The organism is Streptomyces sp. NPDC050388, assembly GCF_040655635.1.
Taxonomy (GTDB): Bacteria; Actinomycetota; Actinomycetes; order Streptomycetales; family Streptomycetaceae; genus Streptomyces.
The window spans coordinates 1-20,047 of the sequence record NZ_JBFAKH010000107.1 but is presented as its reverse complement, the minus strand read 5'-3'; the positions used below and the strand labels follow the sequence as shown (position 1 = coordinate 20,047).

22 protein-coding genes are annotated in these 20,047 nt (G+C 70.1%); 6 read left to right on the top strand and 16 right to left on the bottom strand.

The features are described from left to right. The first annotated feature begins 574 nt into the window (after positions 1–574). Positions 575–769, top strand: coding sequence for a hypothetical protein (locus AB0I73_RS35790; protein ID WP_363044561.1), 195 nt, complete (start codon positions 575–577; stop codon positions 767–769). A 357-nt stretch (positions 770–1,126) separates the two neighbouring features. On the opposite strand, the gene AB0I73_RS35785 is transcribed toward AB0I73_RS35790, so the two are convergent. The 14 genes from AB0I73_RS35785 to AB0I73_RS35720 all read right to left on the bottom strand — a co-directional run bounded on the left by AB0I73_RS35785 (position 1,127) and on the right by AB0I73_RS35720 (position 13,975). Continuing rightward, positions 1,127–3,274 (bottom strand): hypothetical protein, encoded by a 2,148-nt coding sequence (locus tag AB0I73_RS35785; RefSeq protein WP_363044559.1) that lies wholly within the window; start codon positions 3,272–3,274, stop codon positions 1,127–1,129. Beyond that, on the bottom strand, positions 3,274–4,347 hold the full coding sequence (locus AB0I73_RS35780) for a hypothetical protein (RefSeq protein WP_363044557.1): 1,074 nt from the start codon (positions 4,345–4,347) through the stop codon (positions 3,274–3,276). The genes AB0I73_RS35785 and AB0I73_RS35780 overlap by 1 nt, the downstream gene beginning before the upstream one ends. A 127-nt stretch (positions 4,348–4,474) precedes the next feature. Next, the gene (locus AB0I73_RS35775; protein ID WP_363044555.1) at positions 4,475–5,740 is read right to left on the bottom strand and encodes a hypothetical protein; all 1,266 of its coding nucleotides are present in this window, start codon (positions 5,738–5,740) and stop codon (positions 4,475–4,477) included. 4 nt (positions 5,741–5,744) lie between these two features. Beyond that, on the bottom strand, positions 5,745–6,017 hold the full coding sequence (locus AB0I73_RS35770; protein ID WP_109382917.1) for a hypothetical protein: 273 nt from the start codon (positions 6,015–6,017) through the stop codon (positions 5,745–5,747). 3 nt (positions 6,018–6,020) lie between these two features. After that, complete coding sequence (locus AB0I73_RS35765; protein ID WP_363044553.1) at positions 6,021–6,965, bottom strand: bifunctional lytic transglycosylase/C40 family peptidase; 945 nt, start codon at positions 6,963–6,965, stop codon at positions 6,021–6,023. 231 nt (positions 6,966–7,196) lie between these two features. After that, entirely contained in the window at positions 7,197–8,816 is a 1,620-nt protein-coding gene (locus tag AB0I73_RS35760; protein WP_363044551.1) for an FtsK/SpoIIIE domain-containing protein, read from the bottom strand. Positions 8,817–9,034: 218 nt separating this feature from the next. Next, positions 9,035–10,216, bottom strand: a complete 1,182-nt coding sequence (locus AB0I73_RS35755; protein ID WP_363044549.1) for a hypothetical protein — start codon at positions 10,214–10,216, stop codon at positions 9,035–9,037. A 118-nt stretch (positions 10,217–10,334) separates the two neighbouring features. After that, positions 10,335–10,916 carry a hypothetical protein gene (locus tag AB0I73_RS35750; RefSeq protein ID WP_363044547.1) on the bottom strand — a complete coding sequence of 194 codons (582 nt, stop codon included), beginning with the start codon at positions 10,914–10,916 and terminating at the stop codon, positions 10,335–10,337. 148 nt (positions 10,917–11,064) lie between these two features. After that, a complete protein-coding gene (locus AB0I73_RS35745; RefSeq protein ID WP_363044545.1) occupies positions 11,065–11,235 on the bottom strand; it encodes a hypothetical protein in 171 nt (56 codons plus the stop codon). After that, on the bottom strand, positions 11,228–11,437 hold the full coding sequence (locus tag AB0I73_RS35740) for a hypothetical protein (protein ID WP_363044543.1): 210 nt from the start codon (positions 11,435–11,437) through the stop codon (positions 11,228–11,230). Before AB0I73_RS35740 ends, AB0I73_RS35745 begins: the two co-directional genes overlap by 8 nt. Positions 11,438–11,538: 101 nt before the next feature. Then, the gene (locus AB0I73_RS35735) at positions 11,539–11,922 is read right to left on the bottom strand and encodes a hypothetical protein (protein ID WP_363044541.1); all 384 of its coding nucleotides are present in this window, start codon (positions 11,920–11,922) and stop codon (positions 11,539–11,541) included. Between the two features lie 154 nt (positions 11,923–12,076). Then, complete coding sequence (locus tag AB0I73_RS35730) at positions 12,077–12,352, bottom strand: hypothetical protein (RefSeq protein ID WP_363044539.1); 276 nt, start codon at positions 12,350–12,352, stop codon at positions 12,077–12,079. 214 nt (positions 12,353–12,566) lie between these two features. Next, positions 12,567–13,301, bottom strand: coding sequence for a hypothetical protein (locus tag AB0I73_RS35725; RefSeq protein ID WP_363044537.1), 735 nt, complete (start codon positions 13,299–13,301; stop codon positions 12,567–12,569). Positions 13,302–13,582: 281 nt separating this feature from the next. Beyond that, entirely contained in the window at positions 13,583–13,975 is a 393-nt protein-coding gene (locus AB0I73_RS35720) for a hypothetical protein (protein ID WP_363044535.1), read from the bottom strand. Positions 13,976–14,237: 262 nt separating this feature from the next. On the opposite strand from AB0I73_RS35720, the gene AB0I73_RS35715 reads away from it, so the two are divergent. From AB0I73_RS35715 to AB0I73_RS35705, 3 genes are all read left to right on the top strand, one after another. Then, positions 14,238–14,990: a GntR family transcriptional regulator gene (locus AB0I73_RS35715; RefSeq protein WP_363044533.1), complete on the top strand. Its 753-nt coding sequence runs from the start codon at positions 14,238–14,240 to the stop codon at positions 14,988–14,990. A 182-nt stretch (positions 14,991–15,172) separates the two neighbouring features. Continuing rightward, positions 15,173–16,210 carry an AAA family ATPase gene (locus tag AB0I73_RS35710; protein WP_363044531.1) on the top strand — a complete coding sequence of 346 codons (1,038 nt, stop codon included), beginning with the start codon at positions 15,173–15,175 and terminating at the stop codon, positions 16,208–16,210. Continuing rightward, positions 16,207–16,776: a guanylate kinase gene (locus tag AB0I73_RS35705; protein WP_363044529.1), complete on the top strand. Its 570-nt coding sequence runs from the start codon at positions 16,207–16,209 to the stop codon at positions 16,774–16,776. Before AB0I73_RS35710 ends, AB0I73_RS35705 begins: the two co-directional genes overlap by 4 nt. Before the next feature lie 7 nt (positions 16,777–16,783). Here the strand turns inward: AB0I73_RS35705 and AB0I73_RS35700 are convergent, their stop codons facing one another. Together AB0I73_RS35700 and AB0I73_RS35695 are read right to left on the bottom strand one after the other, a co-directional pair. Further along, positions 16,784–17,584, bottom strand: a complete 801-nt coding sequence (locus AB0I73_RS35700; RefSeq protein WP_363044527.1) for a DUF1932 domain-containing protein — start codon at positions 17,582–17,584, stop codon at positions 16,784–16,786. A 46-nt stretch (positions 17,585–17,630) separates the two neighbouring features. Continuing rightward, the gene (locus AB0I73_RS35695; RefSeq protein ID WP_363044525.1) at positions 17,631–18,278 is read right to left on the bottom strand and encodes an HAD family hydrolase; all 648 of its coding nucleotides are present in this window, start codon (positions 18,276–18,278) and stop codon (positions 17,631–17,633) included. A 214-nt stretch (positions 18,279–18,492) separates the two neighbouring features. Here AB0I73_RS35695 and AB0I73_RS35690 point away from each other — a divergent pair, with 214 nt between their 5' ends. Further along, positions 18,493–18,720, top strand: coding sequence for a helix-turn-helix domain-containing protein (locus tag AB0I73_RS35690; protein ID WP_363044563.1), 228 nt, complete (start codon positions 18,493–18,495; stop codon positions 18,718–18,720). Between the two features lie 377 nt (positions 18,721–19,097). After that, on the top strand, positions 19,098–20,047 hold a 950-nt coding region (locus AB0I73_RS35685), incomplete at its 3' end, for a hypothetical protein (protein ID WP_363044523.1).

Here is a 20,047-nt window from a genome sequence, read left to right as displayed (position 1 = left end):
CCTCCAGTCGTCGGGGGACAGCGCTGCGCCCCGCCGACGTCGTGCTGGTGTCGGCGGGGCGCAGCGGGTGGTGCGGCTGGGTTATGCGGCGAGGCCGTGGGCCGTGCGCGTGGGGTGCTCACCGGGCGTGGCCGGCGCGGGCGTGGTGTGGCCCGGCCGGGGCGTGTCCGGCTGCTGCTCGGGGGCGCCGTGCAGGTGGGTGCCGATCAGGTAGCCGATTAGCAGCCCGGTGACGCCGAAGATCTTGTGGCGGTTGACTTGCCACCAGGTCGGGGCTGGGGGTGGCTTTATTCACGACTCACAGCGGCGTTTGTTCACGGCTGCGGGAGGCATCTACGGTGAGGTGGGGTCGATGTTCACGACGATGGCCAGCAGCCTGAATCGAGGGCAGGCGTCTGGCGACGACACGGTCGCCACCGACGGACTGTCCCTGTAGCCGGAGCTTTTGCGTCGTCCCGTCGGTGGGACGTACGGCATGTTGCCCAGGTGGCGTTTGGGCGGGACATCCCGTTGGGGCATCCCTTTCTAGCCTGAGACGATCACCAGAACCGTATGAGCGAATGCAGGGGGGAACATGGCTGTTCTGGTGCTGCTCGGCGTCTTGGCGCTCGTCGTTGGCGGATGCGCATGTGTGGTGTGGGCGGAGCGCGGCGGGCCCCGCTGGGTCCGCGGCGTGGCGACCGTGACGCTTGCTGCGGGGGAGTTGCTGCGCCGTTCCGAGAAGAACCGGCGCCGGGGCCTGAACCGGACCACCGATGACGGTGACTAGGAAACTGCGCGAGGGGCCGACGGTTCGCCCTCACTCAGCGCCCCCGCGCTGCTGCCCGTCGTCGTGAACAATCAACGGGCGCCGACGGTCACAACGCCGTCGGAACTGCTGTCAAAACGCTGCTCTCCGTCGCGTACAGAGCCACGGGGGCTCCGTCAGCACGCCTATGACAGCCACGAGTTCTCCAATCGATGGGGGACAGGGGGTTGATGGTGCGAGGCCGGACGGCCTGCCCGGTCCTCGCACGCCGCACGGCGGGTGGGCGAGGACCAGGCGGAGCGTCCGGTGGTTGGTCGCGGCATGCGAGGGGCCCGCGCCCCGGCGTTCGGGGATGCGGGCCCATCAGCCGTCGCGGGGTCAGAGGTCGGATGGCAGTTGCTTTCCGGTGTCGGCGTCGTAGGCGGTACCGGTGGGCGACAGGCGGATTGTGCGGGACTCTGCTCGAGACCCTTCCTTCCAGTCCTTCCCGCCGATCGCTACCCGGACCGTCACGTCAGCGATGGGATCCGTGACTGGCAGAGCGAGTTCCGGCGCCTTGGGGAACCAGCGGTCATCTCCGCGGGTGGTGTACGCGCTCTTCCCCGAGGCATCGATCCGCAGGTATCGCGCGTTGCGATCGGCGTACGACCGCAGTTCCACGATGACGCGGTCACGGTCGCCGTTCCAGTGCGCCACCAGGTCTGCCTCGACGCCGTCGACACGAAGCGCAGTCCCCGACCTGCCCTTGTACGCGGCAGCCGTCTCCTGGCGTTCCTGACGGCGCTCCTCGTCGTCGGCGGCATGCCACACACAGGCCGCCGCGACGGACAGGCAAGCGATGGCAGCGACGTAGGGCCAGGTACGCCGGCGTCCCTTCACCGGCTGTGCGTCGTCGACGGGCGGTTCGGGCGTAGCGGGTTGAGGTCCGCGGTGCCATTGCGGTGATGTGCTGTCGTCTGTGGTCCGCTCGAACCATTCGACGTCTTTGCCCATGCGGGCGACGGTAGCGCGCAACTGTATGGCTTGGTCCGGGCTTCCGCACAGTTCCGCCACCCGGGCCCGGGTCGACAGCCACGAGACGGCTTGGTCGGAGTTGATGCCGTGGGCGGTGATGTCCGCGCGTTCGCCGATGGCGGCGAGGTGGGCGGCCTCGTTGCACCGGCCGTCGATCGCGGCCTGGAGGACGTCGTGGTGGCGGGTGTCGATGACGTTGGGAGGCATCTCCCAGTCCCAGGCGCCGTCACCATCGTCCTGCCCGGCCTCGGTGGGCAGATCGTCGTCCTGGCCCTGGTCGTCGTCGCTTTCAACGGCAGGGTCGGTCGCGGGCGCCACAGTCGTGTGCTGTTCGACGGCCAGGGCCTGCTGTGCCATGCGGCGCCGGGACGAGGTGTCGGTGAGCGTGGCTTCGTCCTGGCTGATCACCGTCTGGACGATGTCGACGTAGTCGGGGCCGACCTTCCACACGGCCTGGCCCGGGTCCAGGGCCGGGATCCGGTCGATGGCCCAGGCGGGCAGGTTGAGCAGGGCGCCGACGAGGGCCGCCTCCTCCGGGCCCAGGCGTCCGACGTGGGCGACCTCGCACAGGCGCGCCAGGTCCTGCGCCTTGCCGTCGCCGAGGTCGGACAGCGTGTGCATCACGACGTCCAGGGATAGCCCGGCCTTGCGGGAGTTCTTCAGGAGTCGCTGGATCAGCTCTGCCGTGGCGGGGGAGAGCAGGATCTGCCATGCCTCCTCGAGGACCAGGTGGCGGTGGACGGCGGTCGACTGGCGCAGCCAGACGTGCTCTGCCCAGCACGCCACCGCGGCCATCAGCGACGGGATCGCGGGGCTGTTGCGGTCCAGCCGGGAGAAGTCGAAGGAGAGGATGGGCAGGTCGGTTTCGGGGAGGCTGGCGTCCTGGCCGTCGAACAGGCCGCGCAGCGATCCTTCGGTGTAGCGGGACAGCGCGATGGCGGCGCCCTCGCCCCACTCGATGAGCTTCGCGGCCGGCCACCTGCCGTCCTCGGGCTGGACCAGGGCGTCCACCAGGCCGTTGAGGCTGGTTGCCTTGGGGTGGTTCAGGGCGTGCTGGAGGGCGTGGGTGGCCTGGGGGGTGAGGGCGCCGGGCTCCACGGCGGCGATCAGCGAGCGGACGAGCTGCTCGCGGACCTCGGCAGGGAACAGGCCGGAGACGGGGTTCAGCGTGAAGGAGCCGGCCTCGATGACCCGGCCCCCCAGCGAGCGGACCAGGGGCGCCCACTCGCCGGCGTTGTCCTCGCCGAAGGAGTCGATGACGACGGCCTGGTGACCGTGCTCGAGGATCTCGCGGCGGATCCGGGCTTTCGCCGTCGTGCTCTTGCCGGAGCCGAGACCGCCCAGGGCGAGGCTGTTCGTGGCGGGCAGGACGGCGGCGTCGGTCAGGACGGGGGAGAGGTGGAACGGGCGGCCGTCCAGCAGCGACCGCCCGATCGGGATGCCGGGGAAGCGGGTGCTGGAGGCGACGAGCGGCGCCGTGATGGCGGCGTGGCTGGAGGGCAGGCGGATCATCAGAGGATCGCCCCTTTCCGGGTGGAGGCTCCGTGCGGGGTGGTCATCACGTGGGCGCGGTGCTGCTGGCCGGTGAGCCAGTCGAGCCGGATGCGGTGCCGGTCGGCCGTGAGACAGGCCTGCCACCGGGCGTCGGTGACGGCCTCGGGGCTGTCGCCCCACACCGTCAGGTAGGCGTCGAGGTCCACGAGCGTGGCGCCCTGGACCAGCGCACCATGCGTCGTCCCGCTGGCGAGGTCGTGGGTGTCCTGCTTGACCTTGTCCGTGGTGAATGCCTCGGACGCGGCGCGCTGCCACTTCGCGGACCGGCGGGACTGGCCCGCGGGCAGCGGCCGGTACAGGACGGCCAGCGAACGGTCGGTGCCGTGGCCCAGCAGCAGTTTCGGCATGAGGTCGCCGCCGGTCTCCTCGGGCCAGGCGGTGATCCGTGCCGTGCTGGCGTAGCGGCCGTCGCCCAGACCGACCCAGCCCGGGCCCCGCGCGGTCACGGCGGGGACCGGCCCGGGCTCCACCGGGGTCAGCACCCCGAGGCCAGCGAACTCGTGCGCCAGGGTATCGACGACACGGGCGGGCCGGCCCACCAGTCCCTTCGGCACGTGCACGGAGAGCGTCTGGGTGTGGGCGGTGTAGTCGCCGACGGCGGCGTGGTGGGTGACGTGTACCTGGAGGCCCGCGCCGCGGGCCTGGTCGCCGGCGAAGGCGAGGGCGCGGGAGAACGCCTCGTGGAACGCGGCCCGCTGCTGCGGGTCCTGCATGGTGCCGTGCTCCGGATACAGCGTCCACGTGGTGGTCACTCCCGCACCGGTGGCCATGGTGTCCGGGGCGGTGCGCTCCCGCAGGTGCCTGTAGCCGACGGCCGCCCACCGGGCGAGCGAGCGCGGCCCCGGCGCCAGATTGAGCAGCGCCGCGGCGGCGCCCACCGCGCCGAACGTCCATGCCGGGGGCGGGGTGAGCATCGCCGACATGAGCACGGCGCCCCCGACCCCGGCGTTCGCCTTCGTCAGCAGAGTCTCGGCAGGGCTCAGTCCGCGCTGCAGGGCGGGCACGCGGTAGCCGGGCGTCAGGGAATACACAGCGGGTCCTCCTCAAGTACAGGTGTCTAGGACGGCCGGTGCGCCGGCCGGGCGGAGAGACCGCCTGGCCCCGGCGCGCTGCCACCGCAGAGCGGGGCAGCACGCCGGGGCCAGGACGGTCGGCTTGCTACGGGTTGTTCGGCCGGTTCGGCACCGGAGCCGGTGTGGGTGCCGGTGTGGGTGTGGGCGCCCCGGGAGTCCGGGGGTTCGGTGTCGACGGTGTGGCGGCGGCCCGCGCCTCGCGGCGCGCCTGGGTGATGTGCGCGGTGCGAGCCGCGTCGTGCCGGGCCTTCGCCACCGCAGACTCGGTCGTCAGCCGCCCGGGCCGCTGCTGCCGCTTGATCCCGTACGCGGCGAACAGGACACCGGTGTCCTGGGACACGGCGCGGCGCGGGGTGTCCACCGTGCGCGGCCCGCGCGGCGTGGTCTCCTGCTCGTACACATCCGGGACGCCGGCCCGCACGACCGCCCGCGCCAGCGGGTTGTCGGTCCTGCGCTCCACCAGTGTCCGGGCGGCGCCGGCTACCCGGGGGCCGATGTACGGCACACCGTGGAAAATCATGCGCAGCATCAGGGCGTCCGCGGCCACCAGCAGGACGGCGTCCATCACCAGCGCCCCCTCGGTGAGCTTCACGAACGGGCTGACCAGCAGCAGTGCGAACGGGGCGAACATCAGCCCCAGCAGCCGCTGCGCCCACGCCTTGACCGCCGACGTGTCGCCCCCGCGGGCCAGCGACGCCAGCACCACGGGAGCTATGCAGACGAACACCAGGATGCCGAGGTTGCGCGTCATGAACACCAGCGCCGCGAAGGCGAGGGCCACCACGAGCGCAGCGAAGATCAGCAGAACCGACAGCGGGTTGTCTGCGTCTGCCGCCTCCTTCATGTCTTCACGGATGACCGTGAACAGGGTCGACTCGTCGCTGTCGAACGCGACCGTGAACGCGGCGCTCACGGCCTTGTTCAGCAGCATCACCACGCCCGGGACCGACGCCATGCCGGCGACGGCCGCGAGCGTCCAGCCGGTCGAGGCGCCCATCTGCTTCAGGCGGGGTGCGCCCTGCCAGGCGGTCAGGGCGCACACGACGACGACACACATGAAGATGGCGACGGCCAGGTGCTGGCCCAGCCAGAGGAACTGCTGGTAGATCCAGCTGTCGGCCTGCTCCGGCGCCCATGTGTCCTTGGGGGCGACCAGATCAATGATCTTCTTGATCAGGCTGTCGCCGAGGTCTCGGACGTTGCCGGCGGCCCCGTCGGTGAGGCCCTGGCCCCCGCCGGGGCCGGGCGGCCCCCCGTCGGGGGGACCGCCGCCGTCGTTGTCCCGCGCGCAGTACTCGTAGCCCGGCGTGCCCTTCAGGGCGTCGCACGGGTCGTCTGCTCGGAACGCCATGTGATCAGCCCTTGGCCTCGGTCACGGTGGAGAACAGGGTGTCGCCGTACAGCGCGAGGATCACCGCGACGAACAGCGTGCCCACGGCCATGGAGCCCTTGCGCAGGGCTCCCTTGGGGTCGTTGGACAGCTGGAGCAGCATGCGGACGGCGATGACGGCGATGACGGCGGCGATGCCCTTGGTGACCAGGCCGCCGCCGGTGAGGCCGATGGTGTCGAAGAAGTCCTTGAAGCCGGTGGACATGTCGACGGGGGCGGCGAGGACGTTCTTGCGCATGGGTCAGATCTCCTTGTTGGTGTGCAAGGTGGGCCGGGCGACGGCGTACAGGTCGGTCATGGTGTCCAGGGGGGAATAGCGGATCTGTGTGCCGGGGCGGGGAGCGTCGATCATCCAGCCGCCGCCGACGTAAATGCCGACGTGGTGAATACTCGTGGCGCTTTCGCCGTAGAAGACAAGATCCCCGGGCTTTACCTGTCCGGGCTTGACCGGCTCGGAGGCGGCGTATTGCGCGGCTGCCGTGCGGGGCAGGGTGATGCCTGCCTTCGCGTAGGCGTACAGCGTGAGTCCGGAGCAGTCGAAACCGGTGACGGTCTTTCCGGAGTTGCCATTGGGAGAGCAGCAGATTCCCGTACTGGGGCCGTTTACGCTGCCTCCGCCCCACGAATAGGGGGTGCCGAGCATTTCTTTCGCCGCGCTGATGGCCGTGGTGGCCTGGTCCGTGGTCGCCGCCTTTCCGCCGCCGCCCTGGTTCTGGTTGGCGAGTGCGGTGATCGACCGGACGTAGTTCTGCGTCTCCTGGTAGGGCGGGATACCACCGTATTTCTGGACGGCGCCGCTTCCGGCGTTGTAGGCGGCGAGCATGTTGTGCTGCTTGTTCCCGGGCACGCCTTTGACGTCCTGGGCAATGGTGCACAGGTATTTCGCGGATGAGGGGATCGCGTCCTCGGGATCCCACACGTCGCGTGTGCCGTCGCCGTTGCCGTCGATTCCGTGGGCTTCCCACGTGGACGGCATGAACTGTGCGATGCCCTGCGCTCCGACCGGTGACTTGGCTTTCGGATTGAAGCCGGATTCCTGGGTGAGCAGGGCGGCGAGCAGGTTCGGGCTGACCTCGGGGCAGGTGTTTCCCGCGTCCTCGATCAGGTTCTTGTAGTCGGCGGGGACGGCCAGGCTGAGCGCCGTCCCCATGGGGTCGTCGCCGGCGGCCTGGACGAGCGCGGCCACGACGACGGCCGCGGTCGCTCCTAAGCCGATAGTGACCGCTGTAGAGGCTCTCAAGAGCGTCTTCCCTCCTTTCCTGGGTTCTTGGGTGTTTTTGCAGGTCAGAACCGCCATGGCGGTCCGCCATGGCACCGCCATGCGACCGCCACCGACCGCCATGGGACCGTCGGGATGGCGGTGCCATGGCGGTCGATGGCGGTGTTGTGGCGGTGCGCTGGCGGTGCCGCGTGGCGGTCACGAACCGGACATCGCGAAGGCGACCAGGTCGTCCAGGCGGTAGCCGCGGCCCCGTGAGTTCTTGTAGGTGCGAGGGCCTCCGAGAAGCTCCTTGAGCTTCTTTCCGCGCTCGACATCGTCGTCTTCCAGGATTCCGAGGGCGGGCGCCAAGTCCGGAGTGGTCATGAAGTCCACGCCCTTGCTGCGCATCAGATCGATGGCCTGCCGGAGCGGAGTTTCCTCCGGAAGTGCCTCCAGGCGTTTGGTGGTTTTTTCGTCCACCACATCCCAGATGAATTTGTCGTCGAAGTTGAAGCCTCGGATGAGGGTGGAGCGCCCGTTGGCGAAGAGGACCGCCTGACCCTTGATATCCGGGTCGAGGAGTGCCGGGTTGATCGGTGCGACCGTCTCGAAATAGGTGTCACCGAGAGCAACCTTGGTGGTTCCCGCCGATGCCACGTACAGGCACATCCGGTAGAGGAACTGGTCCCGTACCTCGACGGGAATGGCATTCACGGAGGGGCGCTGTGTCATGAGCACCGTGGAGATGCCGGATTCCAGGGACTTGGAGACCAGCTGCCGTGTGTCCTTGGCGATCTCCTTGGCCTGGTCCTTTTCCTCGTTTGTGGCGCCGGACGCGAAGAAGTCGGCCGCCTCGTCCACGATGAAAATGACCGGCTTGAATTCTGGTGCGGGCTGCCGGTTCCGGATGGCCTCCTTGATTTTCGCGTACCGGCTGTCCGAGCGGACATTCAGTTCCCGGACCATGCTCCAGAACACGGCCGGGTCGTCGGACGACTCGTAGCGGGTGGCGACCGGCTCGAACCGGGTCAGCCCGCAGAATTTCCCGTCGAGCAGATACAGCTCGAATTCGCCGTAGGCGATCAGCAGGCAGGTGATTAGCCCGTTGACCAGCGTGGTCTTGCCCATCTGCGTCATGCCGGCGACCAGCAGCGACGCCTTGTCGAACGTGGGCACCCCGGTGAGCCGGCCGGTCACGTCGTGACCGAGCGGAACGCCGGCGAACGTCTCGATCTCCTGCCGAGTCGGGGCCGGGAACGGGCGGGTGAACGGGGGCTCGTGCAGCTTGAGGAGCTTGACGCGGCGTTCGTTGTCGCGGCTGCGTTCCATGGTCATGTGCAGGCGGGTGACGCCGAACATGCCCGCCACGGTGCCCAGACGCTTCTCCACGTCCTCGTACGTGCGGCCCTTGGGGACCAGGAAGTCGTAGACCTCGCCGGTCTGCACCGGGGCGATCGTGACCTCGTCGGCCCGGATCACCTGCTCGTTGCCGATGACGCCGGCCGTGCGCAGCGCCGCGGTGAGTTCCGGGTGCGCCGGGGCGGCCTCGGCGTCCGTCGGCTCCCCGTCCAGGGAGGCCACGGGCGCGTCCTGCTTCAGGGCTGTCGCGGGCTGCGCCTCGCGTGCCCAGAGCTGCTTGACGCCCGTGCGGATCCGCCAGGCCGCATAACCGAGGGCGACCAGTGCCCCGGTGGTGAGCAGTACGGTGGCCGGCCAGGACAGGCCGAGCTTGTCCTTGATGGCCGCGAGGGCACCGAACGCGATGGCCAGGACGCCGATGGCGCCCGCCGTCTGGCCCGCCATGTCGTCGCCGGCCTGCTGTTTCTGCTTTGCCACACCCCTTCTCCTTCTGTCGGTGTCGGGTTCTCCGGTTGGGTTGTGGTGGTGCTCGCCGGGTCTGCTTGCCGGGTCTGCGAAGCGTGTTGTTCGCTCGCCGGGTCACTCGCCGGGTCTGCACCGGGTCGACTGCGTGGTGCTGGTTCCGGCAGTCGCAGCAAGGGCCGGCCCGCAGGGGTGCGGGCCGGCCCTCACTGGTGGTGCCGGACAGGGGTTGGTCAGGCGTCCGCGTCCTCGGGCTCGTCCTCGCTGTCGGTGTCCTCGGAGGCCTCGGCGGGCTCGGTGCGTACGCCCGCGGGGGTCTCCTCGTTCGACAGCAGCGCGCCCCAGGCGCGGCGCACCCGCTTCTCGCTGCCGACGAAGCCGCCGTCGCGGAAGGTGGCGACGGCCTGCCGGTAGGACAGCGGCGGGTCCTCGCGGTAGCGCAGGTGTCGCAGCACGACGTCCAGCTGGCCGTCGGTCAGCTGCTCACCCGGCACGGGGGTGGGCACCCCCGCGACGGCCGCGAGGTCCGCGAGCGTGACGGCGTCACGGTCGGCGTCACGCCCGGTGTGACGGACCCCGTCACGGTCGGACGCGTAACCGTCCTGACCTGCGTGACTGCCCGTGCCGCCGGTGGTGGAGGCGTCACGCCCGGCGGGCAGGGCGGGCATGTCCGGGCCGGAGGCGTCACGGTCGGCCGTGCCGGGCAGGGCGGGCGCGGTCGGGGCCCACTGTCCGAGTTCCGGCAGGCGGATCGCCGCCACGGAGGCGGGCAGGGCCTTCTCCGTGACCGTGCTCGCGGTGGCCTCGGCCTGCCCGTGCAGCTTCTCGGTCATCTTCTGCTGCGTCTTGAGCACCGACTTGCGGTAGCGGGTCTCGGCCTCGGCCACCTGCTTCTCCAGCGTGGTGGCCAGCTCCAGCAGCTCGATCCGGTGCGCGGCCTCGGCCTCCATCTCCTCCAGGCGGTCGGCGACCTCCTGGCGCTTGATGTCGATGGCCTGCTGGGTGCCGGCCGATACCTTCCGCCCGAGCGAGGGCAGGGCGATCCACCACGCGGTCTTGGTCGCGACGATGGCGATCGGGGTGAGGATCACGGCCAGGTCGAACCCGTCAGCCCGGGACAGGATCAGGTCGGCGGTGGGGATGGCCGCATTGACGGCCGTGAGCGCCAGACCGGCGTACTGGACGCGGCGGACACGGGCGCGGTTGTTGCCGGCCAGGATCTCGGTGGCCTGGAACACGACCCACAGGGCGTCCAGGGCGCCCACGGTCGGCACCGCCCACGCCCCGAACTTCGGCTGAAGGATGTCGTAGGACACGGCCACCGACAGGATGGCCACGCTCAGGGTGACCACGCCCAGGATGCCGAGCACCACCCCGCGCGGGGAGGCGTCGTGCCACTGCTTCTTGCCGTTCACGGAAGTCTCCTTCTTGGTACGGGGTCCGGGCTGTCCGGCTCCCCTGGACCGCGCCCGGACCGGCCGCCGCACGCGGAGTGCGGGGCGGGGCCGGGCGGGTCAGGCAACCGACAGGGGGTCAGGCGGCCCGCGCGCTCTGGTCGGCGGGGCCGTAGGTGCGGGCGAAGCGGGCGCCGGCCCTCAGCAGGGCGGTGACGTCCGCGTGGGTGCGGTGCTGCCGCTCCGACCACGGGGTGGCGCGGGCGGAGTCGGAGCCGGTATGGGCCTGGATCACCCGGTCCAGGACGTAGCCGGCCACGTTGGCGGTGTCGGTGTCACCGGCCTCGCCGGCCTCGCCGACGTGGCGCAGGGCGGTGGACAGGGTCCGCTGCGGGTCGGTGCCGCTCTCCTCGCGGACGAAGCGCAGCAGCGCGCGGAGCATGTCCTTGACGGTCATGGAGTCGTCGTCGGCGAGGTGCGCGCCGGTCGACCAGTCCTTGCCGTAGTCGTAGGCGCGGATCCAGCCGTCCTTCTCCAGCAGGGCGATGGTGGCCTCCAGGTGGCGGGCCACGGCCTCGCCGGAGGACTCCTCGCCGGACGGGCCGGTCCACACCGGCAGGTAGGAGCTGGCGGCGATCTCCTGCGCCTTGCGCAGCGTCGCGTCGGTGAACACCGCAGCGGCGACGGTGGGGATGGCGGGGGCGGTCGTCTTCATGGGCATGCGGGCCTCATCTCAGGGTTCGGTGGGTCCGGGCTGTCCGGCTCCCCTGGACCGCGCCCGGACCGGCCGCCTCACGAAGGGGTGCGGGGCGGGGCCGGGCGGGTCAGGCAACCGACAGAGGTGGCGGTGTCGGCTGAGCGGGAAGAGCTCAGCGGGTGCGCTGGCGTTTGAGGTAGGCGTCCTGCAGCCGTTCGAACGCCGCCCACAGCCGCTCGCCGTCGGGGCAGCGGGCGCGGTCCGTGCAGTGGGGGCAGTCGGTGCGGTGCGCCTGGTGGGCGCGGTGCGCTTGCTGGTAGCGCTGGTACAGGGCGTCAGGCACGCGTTGCTCGTCTTTCGTGGTGCCGGCGGGCGGGTTGGGGGTGAAGGTCGGCGACGGGGTGCCCGGCCTCCCAGGCCGCGGTGGCCGCCACCGCGGCGGCCACCAGCAGCAGTCGGGTGAGCGGGTGCGCGGGGCCGATCGTGAGGGCGGCCCGGGCGGCGCGGTGCTGCGCTGCCCGGGCCGCGTGTATGAGGTGAGGCATCCGCTCGTCTCGTCAGCGGCGGGGCCGCTGCTGCGACTGCTTGTTGGTCTCGCGGACCTTGTCGGACAGCTTCTTGCGCTCTTCCTCGGTCAGGCGGGTGATCATGCGGTCACCGCCTTCCGGACCGCGCGGACCGCGGTGGCCGGTGCGGGCGCCGCGCCGGGCGGGCAGGTGCTCGGGTCGCACGTCCAGCGGCCGCACAGTGGGCAGGCGTCGTCGGCCATCACCGGCCGGTGCAGGGTGAGCACCGGCTGCCGCTGGTGGCCGGGCGCCATCTCCTGGAGCGTGCGGCGCGCCCGCCGGCCGTCCGGGATCCGGGCGTCGGCCTCGCGCACCATCCGCGCCAGCAGATCCTCGAGCTGGTGGTGCGCGGCGGCGGGGCAGGCACCGGTGTGCCAGGTGCCGCACTGGTCGCACGCGTACTCGGGGTTGGCTGCGGCCACTGTCGTCCGGGCCGCGGTTCGTGTCATGATCGTCGTGGTCAAGGGATTCTCCTTCTGTGGTCCGTTGACCGGACAGCCCCGGAGCTCTGACCTTCCGGGGCTGTCGCTGTATTGGCCGGCCGGACGGCCGGCCACGGCCCGTCTCCCACCCCGATTCAGCGCTCTGGTGGGGCGGGAGACGGACCGTGGCGGAGCGTCAGGCAGCCGCGGCGTAGCCGGTTCGGGCGGGCCGGACCAGGTAGTCGGACGTCGTCCACACGGAGCCGACCGCGAAGGGCTGGCCGTCGGCGCGGAGGGTGTCGCGGACGATGACCGCCCACCGGGCGGCCCGGCGGAGGAGCTGCGCGGCCTCTACCGGATCGGTGATTAGGGCCAGGACCTCGAAGCGTCCGTCCGTGTTGGCGTAGATGGCGCCCGGGCGGCGGGGGCCGATCTCGTCCTGGACGCTGGGGCGGGATGCGATGCTGCGCATGTGGGTCGTCCTCTCTGAAAGGGTGACCTGCGACAGAACCCCCAGGGCGGCATCCCTGGGGGTTCGTCGCGTGAGTGCGTCCTGCGCACTCCACCGGCTACCGGGCCCGTCATGGGCACGGTCGACGATGGGCAGCGCGGGCTGCGGGGAGGCCCGGCAGAGGTGGCGGTGCCGGAGCGAGAGCAGTCACAGCCGCGCTCGCGTAAGGGGTGGGTCAGCGCGCGGGAGGCTTGGGGCGGAGCGTGTCCAGCGGGACCGGCGGGCTCTCCAGCGGAGCGTCGCCCGCGGGCAGCATCATGCGCCGCTTGTCGGCCCGCTCCACGTCAGCGGCCACCCGGCGCCACTGCTGGGTACGCGGGATGGTCGGCGCGGCCGCGGCCCGCAGCGCACTCTCGTGCTGTTCGTGTGCCAGCCGCACCGCGGCGTCGGTGTGACCCATGCGGATCTCCAGCTCACGGCCGACGGGGCAGCGGGTCCGTCCGGTCCGGCACACCCCGCACTTGCCGCGGTGCTGGTTGACGGCGTCCCGGGCTTGAGTCTGCGCGGCCAGCAGTCGTGTGCTCGGGCCAGGCACAGAGGCCACACGGTGCACCGGCGTCGGGACAGCTGCTCGGGGCTTGCTGTTCACCCTGCCGCTGCGACGTCCCATCGCAGTGGCATCTGCTTCAGCGGCCTTGTGGCCCCATTCGGTGATGTCCACGTCGATGGTGATGCGCTGCGCGCTGCCGGGGCAGCGGCGGCCACCGGCCGGCTTGTCGCCGAGGTACCGGCGCTCGCCGGTCTTCGGGGTGTCGGTGCCGTCGCGGTGCGGCCTGATCATTGACCGGGTGAGGCGGTGCCAGGTGTCGCAGTCGGGGCAGACCACGAGGCGGGGCTCGCCGTCGCGGAGGTTGAGGTGTTCGGGCCGCATGGTGCTGGCCTTGATGGGGGCCCGTCCGTTGTGACGCATCAGGTGTCTCCCTTGCTGCTGCGTTCTCCGCCGGCCAGGGGGCGGAGCGGGTCCTGCTCCTGGCCGACGGGCAGCGCAACGGCTGCGGGTGGCTCACCTGGCTGTGCTCCGGGGGACCTCGTGGTTCGTCACCTCGGCCGCGCATGTAAGCGGCGGTCAGCCAGACATATGAAGTTGATCGGGAGGGGACCGAGGGTCCGGCTCCCTCATCCGGCGCCGCCCAAGGGGCGGTTCCGGGTGGGGGAGCCGGGTCCGAAGACCCGGCGGGCAGTGCGAGGGAGTCAGGCAGCGATCGGGAGGGGCGCGGCGGCCGGCGGCGTGCTGCGCAGCCGCGCGGCGTGGGGGAGGAGCACGTCGACCAGGCGCTCGCGGACGCGGGCGGTGAGGGCCGGGTCATCGGCGAGGATGTCGCGGCCCGCGTCGAGGCGGGCCTGGATCTCGGCTCCGTGGAGGCGCGACAGCTGGTGGCGCTGACTGGTCGGGGCGGCCACGACGACGGCGGCGGCGTAGGCGCGCATCTCGCGTTGGCTGCCGGCGGGCTCGTACAGGTCCAGCGGCGTACCGAACGCCGCGTCCAGGCCGGTGAACTCGGGAAGCGGCACCTCGACCGCCTCCAGGAGCCCGAGCGTCTCGGCGTCGAAGTCCTCAGTGGCGGGGGTGTGGGTGGCGTTCATGGGTGGTGCTCCTTTCGAACGTGCTGTGCTCGGGAGGCGTCCCGATAGCGAGTTGGTAGAGCGAAGTGGCACCTCTTCGGCGCCCCGCCCTTACCTCGTTAGCGAGGTTCGGCACGTCCCTAGTAGACCCACCCTCGTTAGCGATGTCAAGTAGTGCGTTAACGAGGTATGCTCTTCGGGCGGCTCTCCCACGCATCGGGGCGCCCTTGCCGGTTCCTCGATAACCAGCGGCCGTAGGATCGCTAACGAGGTAGGGAGACGTATGGCGAGTGAAACGGGCCCGCAGCGGCCCAAGTACCAGCGGATTGCCGACGCCCTGAAGGCGGCGATCGAGTCCGGCGAGTACGGTCCCGGTGATCGGTTGCCTGGCGAGAGCGCACTCGCCGCCCAGTACGACGTTGCAGTGCTCACCGCCCGCCAGGCACTCAAGATCCTGCGGATCGAGGGCCTGGTGGAGACGAAGAAGGGCGCCGGCGCCCGCGTCATCGAGTTCCGCCCGATCCGGCGCCACGGCATCCAGCGACTCGCACGCGAGCAGTGGGGCACTGGTAAATCCATCTGGTCCGCCGACGAAGAGCGCCCCGTCACGATCGACGTCCGCGTCGACACCGTGGCAGCCCCGGCGCATATCGCACGGATGCTGGACGTGGACGAGGGCGAACTCGTTTGTGCTCGGTCCCGGCGGTTCGTGCTGGCCGACAGACCGGTCATGCTCGCGACCTCGTACCTGCCCCTTGAGCTGGTCGAAGGCACAGCGATCATGCACGTCGACACTGGCGAAGGCGGTACGTACGCCCGATTCGCTGAGATCGGTCACGCGCCCGCTCACTTCCGCGAGGAGATCCGTTGCCGGCTCCCTGTCGCTGAAGAGGCCGCAGGACTGGCCATGCCTCTGGAGCGCCCTGTCATCAAGCTGTGCCGCACAGCCTTCGACGCTGCGCTTCGGGCTGTCGAAGTGAACGAGATGACCATGGACAGCGCGGCGTACGTGTTGGAGTACGCGTTCAATGCCTGAGCGTTCCAACTCACCCATCTCGAGCCCCCTCATGGCTGGTCGTCGTGCGGGGGCCATCACACTCGCGCGAGCCGAAAAGCAACATCACAAGGACTTGTCGAAGCTCGTGCGCACCCGCATTCACGGGTTTTCAACATCCACGTACACATGGGATTTGCGGGCCTGGCTCTAGGCTCACGGCCATGACGATCACGGAGGGTCACAGGGTGGGGAAGCACCGAGCGGGCTGGCGGCCGGACAAGCTGCGCGAGCAGCGCGAGACTCACGGGCTGACCCTCGAGAAGGCCGGCGAGCGCCTTCGTCAGGTGGCTGAGCAGGCCAAACTCAAGGGCATCCCCGCCGCGAATCCACAGACTCTCTGGCAGCACGAACAGGGCGAGGTCTACCCGGGCCCCCACTACCGGCGCGCCTACTGCCTCCTCTACCGCACCACCGAGCCCGATCTCGGCTTCCGCAATCCGTTGCCCGGGGAGGAGACATCCTTCAAGCTCACGCCGATGGACGACCGCCTCAACAGCGCACACGTCCTCGCCGTCGAGCGGGCGATCCACCGCATCGCACCCGGCAGCGACGATGCGGACCACTTCGCGCTCCAGCAGCGCATCATCGACGCCTGGAAGCGGCGGCACACCGGTGGCGACCCGCACCGCCCCGTTCTGATCCTGGTCGGTGGATTCGCCGGCAGTGGCAAGACGGAGTTGGCGAGGTTCTTCGTCCAGCTCACCGGGTGGCCGCTGCTTGACAAGGACCCGCTCACCCGCCCGTTGGTGGAGCGGCTCCTGATCGCGTTGGGCGGTGACCCGAACGACCGGCACACCGAGCTCTACCGGGAGCGTGTCCGGTCGGTGGAGTACGACTGCCTCATGCAGTCAGCCATGGCCAACATCAAGTGCGGGATCAGCACGGTGCTGAGTGCGCCGTTCATCGCGGAGATGACCGACCCGGCGTGGATGCAGCGCCTGTCCAACCGGGCCGCGTCCATGGGTGTCGACGTGTTTCCGGTGTGGGTGCAGTGCGATGAGGAGTCGATGCGCGAGTACATCACCTTCCGCTCGGCGGCCCGGGACGCCTGGAAGCTCGCCCGCTGGGACGAGTACATGGCCACGATCGATCTGGACCTGCGCCCGGCGGTGCCGCACCTGGTCGTCGACAACCGGTTGGGCACCGCGGTGACGCTCGCGGACCAGGCCCGACAGGCGATGGGGGCGATGTACGCATGAACCAGAAACGGGGCGTGATCCTGTACGGCCCCCCGGCGGCGGGGAAGGACACCGTCACCATGGCGCTCACCGAACTGAGTCTGCGGTACGCGCAGTTCGCGCGGCTCAAGGTCGGAACGGGCAAGTCCGCCGGCTACCGGATGGGCACGGCGGAGCAGCTGCGTGAGCTGGAGGCCGCGGGTGCCGTGGTCTACGCGAACAGCCGGTACGGCAACACCTACGTCATCGATGCGCCCGGCCTGGACGCTGCATTCGCGGCCGGGGTGCCGGTGGTGCACCTCGGACAGGTCGACGGCATCCGGGCCTTGGTCGACGGCTACGCGGCTGACTGGACGGTGGTGCTGCTGTGGTGTCCGCGTGAGGTGACCGCGCAGCGGTCCGATGGCCGGGGCGACAGCGACACCATGGCGCGCCTGGTGGCGTGGGAGGCGACCCGCGAGGACTTGGCCGCGCACCCGGACACGGTCTGGGACCTCACGGTGGACACCACAGTGGCGTCACCGCAGGACGCGGCGCGGCTCATCGACCAGTTGCTGACGCAGCGGGCGGGAGCGGCGACGGCATGAGCGCGGGCTACGGCTGGGCGAGCCGGTTGAGGGCGTCGGTGAGCGTCAGCTCGCTGTCGTCCTTGGCGTCGTGCCATCGTGCCAGCGTGGACGCGGCCGCGCGCAGCATCTCCGGTGGGAGGCCGGCGGCCGCGAGCGCGTCGGCGGCTTCTTCCAGCTCCGGGCCCCAGCGCCAGGCGCGGGCCGCCGTCTTGGCGACGTACTGCGGCTCGGACAGGTACGAGTCGGTGCGCCGGGAGGCGACCTCGATGAGCTCCTGGTCGACGCCGTGCTCGCGTGCCATGCCGACCGCGAGCGCCACCAACACGCGCGAGGTCTTCTGGAAGCTGGCGTATGCCAGCTTCAGCGCGGACGCCTTCCCCACCTCCGTGCCCAGCGTCGCCGTCTGCACGGCGGTACCCGCGAAGAGCGCCTCGATCCGGGCGGTCGTGGCGGCCGGGCCGGACAGGTACAGCGTCGGCGTCTTGCCACGTACGGGCGGGGAGCCGACGACACCGCCGTCCACGACGGCCGCCGCAGACCCGAGCAGTTCGGCAATCCGCATCGTCCGCTCGGGGTTGATGGCGTTCGCCTCTACGTACACCCCAGTAAAGCCGTGCTCGGCGACGTCACGGGCGAGGTCCTCGGCGGCGGCCGGCGGGCAGAGGCTGATGACGATGTCGCTGCGGTCCAGCAGCTCGGACAGCGCGGCCACCGGCGTCAGGCCGAACTGCTGGGCTCGCGCCGCGGACGCGGGGCTGCGCCCGGCCTCGCACCACAGGATCGCAGCCGCGTTCGTCGCGGCGCAGGCGGCTACGGCGGCGCCCATGCTGCCGGGGTGGAGGATGCCAACGACAGGTTGGTGGGTCACTGGGCTACTCCGCAGAGTGGGTGAGCAGGTACTCGACGGCTTGGGTGACATCGTCGACCGTGTGGTGTGGGGTGGTAAGGCCGTCAGGCCAGGGTCGATCGCGTACCCAGATCACACGCAGGCCTGCCTTGTGGCCGCCGACAACGTCGGTTTCGGGGTTGTCTCCGCACATCCAGTCACTGGGAGTCAGCTGAGTACCGCAGCGGGCTGCGGCGAGCTCGAACAGTCGAGGATCGGGTTTCCGAACGTCAATGTCACCCGAGGCGGCGATGCCGTCGATCAGGTCAGCAAGACCGGTCGCGCGCACCTTGGCGCGCTGAATGTCGCTGGCTCCGTTAGTTGCGACGCCTATACGCCAACCGGTCTCCTTGAGGCGACTCAGTGCTTCAAGAACAGCTGGGCGACACGTGACGGCACTCGCCATGCGATCAATGTAGACCCGCCACAGGTGGTCAGGGTCCTCGTCGAGGTTGAAGGCCTTACGGAGGCGGACGAAGTCGTGACGTTCAGCCCGGTCGGCGAGTTCGCTCAGCAGCCACTGCTCAATCTCCGGCCCATAGCCGTGGTCGTGGCTGAGGACGGCTATGGCGTCCGCGAAGGCAGCTGTGCGGTCGACCAGGGTGCCATCCAGGTCGAAGAGGGCGAGGCGCATGCGATTGACCTTAACCTCGGTCTTCTCTTCGTCGGTCTGCGCCTGCGTCAGGCTCGCTTAGAACGGCGCACGGCTCCAAGTTCTCGCGTGACACGCCGCCAACTCCACCTGAAGAAGTGCAGAGTTATGTATAGTTCTGGATTGCGTAAGGAGAGGGGGATCAGTGTCTGAGCTACTCAACGCAGTCGATGCTCTGCTCGCGCGGCCGGACGCCATGCCGCCGCCGGACGTCCGGGCTCGGCTGAGGAAAGCCGACGGGTTGACGCAGGAAGAAGTCGCCGAAGTCTTTGGTGTCACCCGCGTGGCCTTCCATCGCTGGGAGACTGGCTTGGCGAAACCTCGCCGACGTCACCTCGAGGCTTACGTTCGCCTGCTGAACGGCTGGGCGGCAAAGCATCCAGAGGCGGCACAGGCTCCGGAACCAGAACGACAGGCTGGATAAGGAGACTGATGCCAACCGGTCCGTAAACGCCGAAGCGGCCCCGTCGCCACAACGGGACCGCTTCCTAGCGATCGACTCGACGAACTTCCAGGAACCCGAGTCGTGAGCAGCGAGGTGACCTCGTCTGCCGGGTGATGCCCGTGGACCCTAGAGTCCGCGTGGTCACCTATACCCAGGATATGCGCGGCTTCGCGCGCATCGCCACTATCCCGGGTCGACAGTACGTCACACTCGCTGATCATGACTCCCCTACATGGGGAGATGACCCCTTGCACAGCCAGCAGCACCCGTCCGTCAGCAGCGGCGTCCGCGTAGACGAGTCCGCACGGCTGACAGCCGCAAAAGCACCGGTCAGCGGTGTATCCGTACCCCGGCACATGGGGGCCGGCACTGACCTGGTCCACACCCTCGACTACGTAGTCATGTTGCAGGTGATGTTCAACATCGCCTCCAGTGCCGAGTCCACACCGGTCACCGTGTGGCAGCAGCTCCAGGAACGCGGCATCCGGTCCGCCAAGAACGCGCGGGAGTTGGTCGGCAAGAACGCCGTCTACGAGTCGTTCGCCCGACTGCTGGAGGCCGGGTACGTCCGCCGCCGCCAGCTGCCGCATCCGACCAAGCCGGGCCGCAAGGGTCCGGTCGTCTACGACGTCTACGACAACCCGGCCTGGAACCCGGACTGGTCACCGGCATCCGCTGAGCCTGAAGATCACTCCTCCGTAAAACCGCAGGTCGCAACGCTTCCCGGAACGCCGGAACCGTTGTTCGGGGAAGCTGACAAAACCGCAGGTCAGAACGCTTCCCGGAACGCCGGAAGCGGTAACGACGGTTCCGGCGTTCCGGGAAGCGTCAAGCGTCACGTTCCCGCAGGTCAGAACGCTTCCCTGGTTCCGGGAAGCGGAATCGCGTCCCCCCCACACCCCCCGGAGGAGGAGGATTCCTCCTCCCCTACCCCTCCCACGCGCACCTCGCGGTCGCTCCCGTCACAGAGGGAGGGGGCGGAGTTCTCCCCGGAGGAGCTCTCGGCGGCCCGGGAGTTTCTGCAGCAGATGAAGCGCTGGCAGGCGGGCGCGGCCACGGCTCGCCGGGTGGCTCCGAAGCTGCTGGCCACGATGCGCGAGCAGGGCTGGCCGTCCCTGGCCGGCATGACTGCTCAGGACCGTGCGCTGCTGGAGGCCGATCTCCTGCGGAACACGGGCGGCGCTAAGTCCTGGGTCAAGTGCCTGCCCGGGTGGGTGCAGGACCTGCGCCGCTACGCGCTGGTGCGCCCGCAGCCCGCTCCTGCGCCGACCAGCAGCCCGCGGCCGACGGCGACGCGTGCCGTCAT

Excerpts from the sequence above, each read along its gene's own strand:
- AB0I73_RS35770 (WP_109382917.1), bottom strand. The coding sequence starts at position 6,017 with ATGCGCAAGAACGTCCTCGCCGCCCCCGTCGACATGTCCACCGGCTTC.
- AB0I73_RS35790 (WP_363044561.1), top strand. The coding sequence starts at position 575 with ATGGCTGTTCTGGTGCTGCTCGGCGTCTTGGCGCTCGTCGTTGGCGGA.
- AB0I73_RS35725 (WP_363044537.1), bottom strand. The coding sequence starts at position 13,301 with ATGCGTCACAACGGACGGGCCCCCATCAAGGCCAGCACCATGCGGCCC.
- AB0I73_RS35740 (WP_363044543.1), bottom strand. The coding sequence starts at position 11,437 with ATGCCTCACCTCATACACGCGGCCCGGGCAGCGCAGCACCGCGCCGCC.
- AB0I73_RS35720 (WP_363044535.1), bottom strand. The coding sequence starts at position 13,975 with ATGAACGCCACCCACACCCCCGCCACTGAGGACTTCGACGCCGAGACG.
- AB0I73_RS35775 (WP_363044555.1), bottom strand. The coding sequence starts at position 5,740 with ATGGCGTTCCGAGCAGACGACCCGTGCGACGCCCTGAAGGGCACGCCG.
- AB0I73_RS35785 (WP_363044559.1), bottom strand. The coding sequence starts at position 3,274 with ATGATCCGCCTGCCCTCCAGCCACGCCGCCATCACGGCGCCGCTCGTC.
- AB0I73_RS35750 (WP_363044547.1), bottom strand. The coding sequence starts at position 10,916 with ATGCCCATGAAGACGACCGCCCCCGCCATCCCCACCGTCGCCGCTGCG.
- AB0I73_RS35695 (WP_363044525.1), bottom strand. The coding sequence starts at position 18,278 with ATGCGCCTCGCCCTCTTCGACCTGGATGGCACCCTGGTCGACCGCACA.
- AB0I73_RS35715 (WP_363044533.1), top strand. The coding sequence starts at position 14,238 with ATGGCGAGTGAAACGGGCCCGCAGCGGCCCAAGTACCAGCGGATTGCC.
- AB0I73_RS35730 (WP_363044539.1), bottom strand. The coding sequence starts at position 12,352 with ATGCGCAGCATCGCATCCCGCCCCAGCGTCCAGGACGAGATCGGCCCC.
- AB0I73_RS35710 (WP_363044531.1), top strand. The coding sequence starts at position 15,173 with ATGACGATCACGGAGGGTCACAGGGTGGGGAAGCACCGAGCGGGCTGG.
- AB0I73_RS35690 (WP_363044563.1), top strand. The coding sequence starts at position 18,493 with ATGCCGCCGCCGGACGTCCGGGCTCGGCTGAGGAAAGCCGACGGGTTG.
- AB0I73_RS35700 (WP_363044527.1), bottom strand. The coding sequence starts at position 17,584 with ATGGGCGCCGCCGTAGCCGCCTGCGCCGCGACGAACGCGGCTGCGATC.
- AB0I73_RS35705 (WP_363044529.1), top strand. The coding sequence starts at position 16,207 with ATGAACCAGAAACGGGGCGTGATCCTGTACGGCCCCCCGGCGGCGGGG.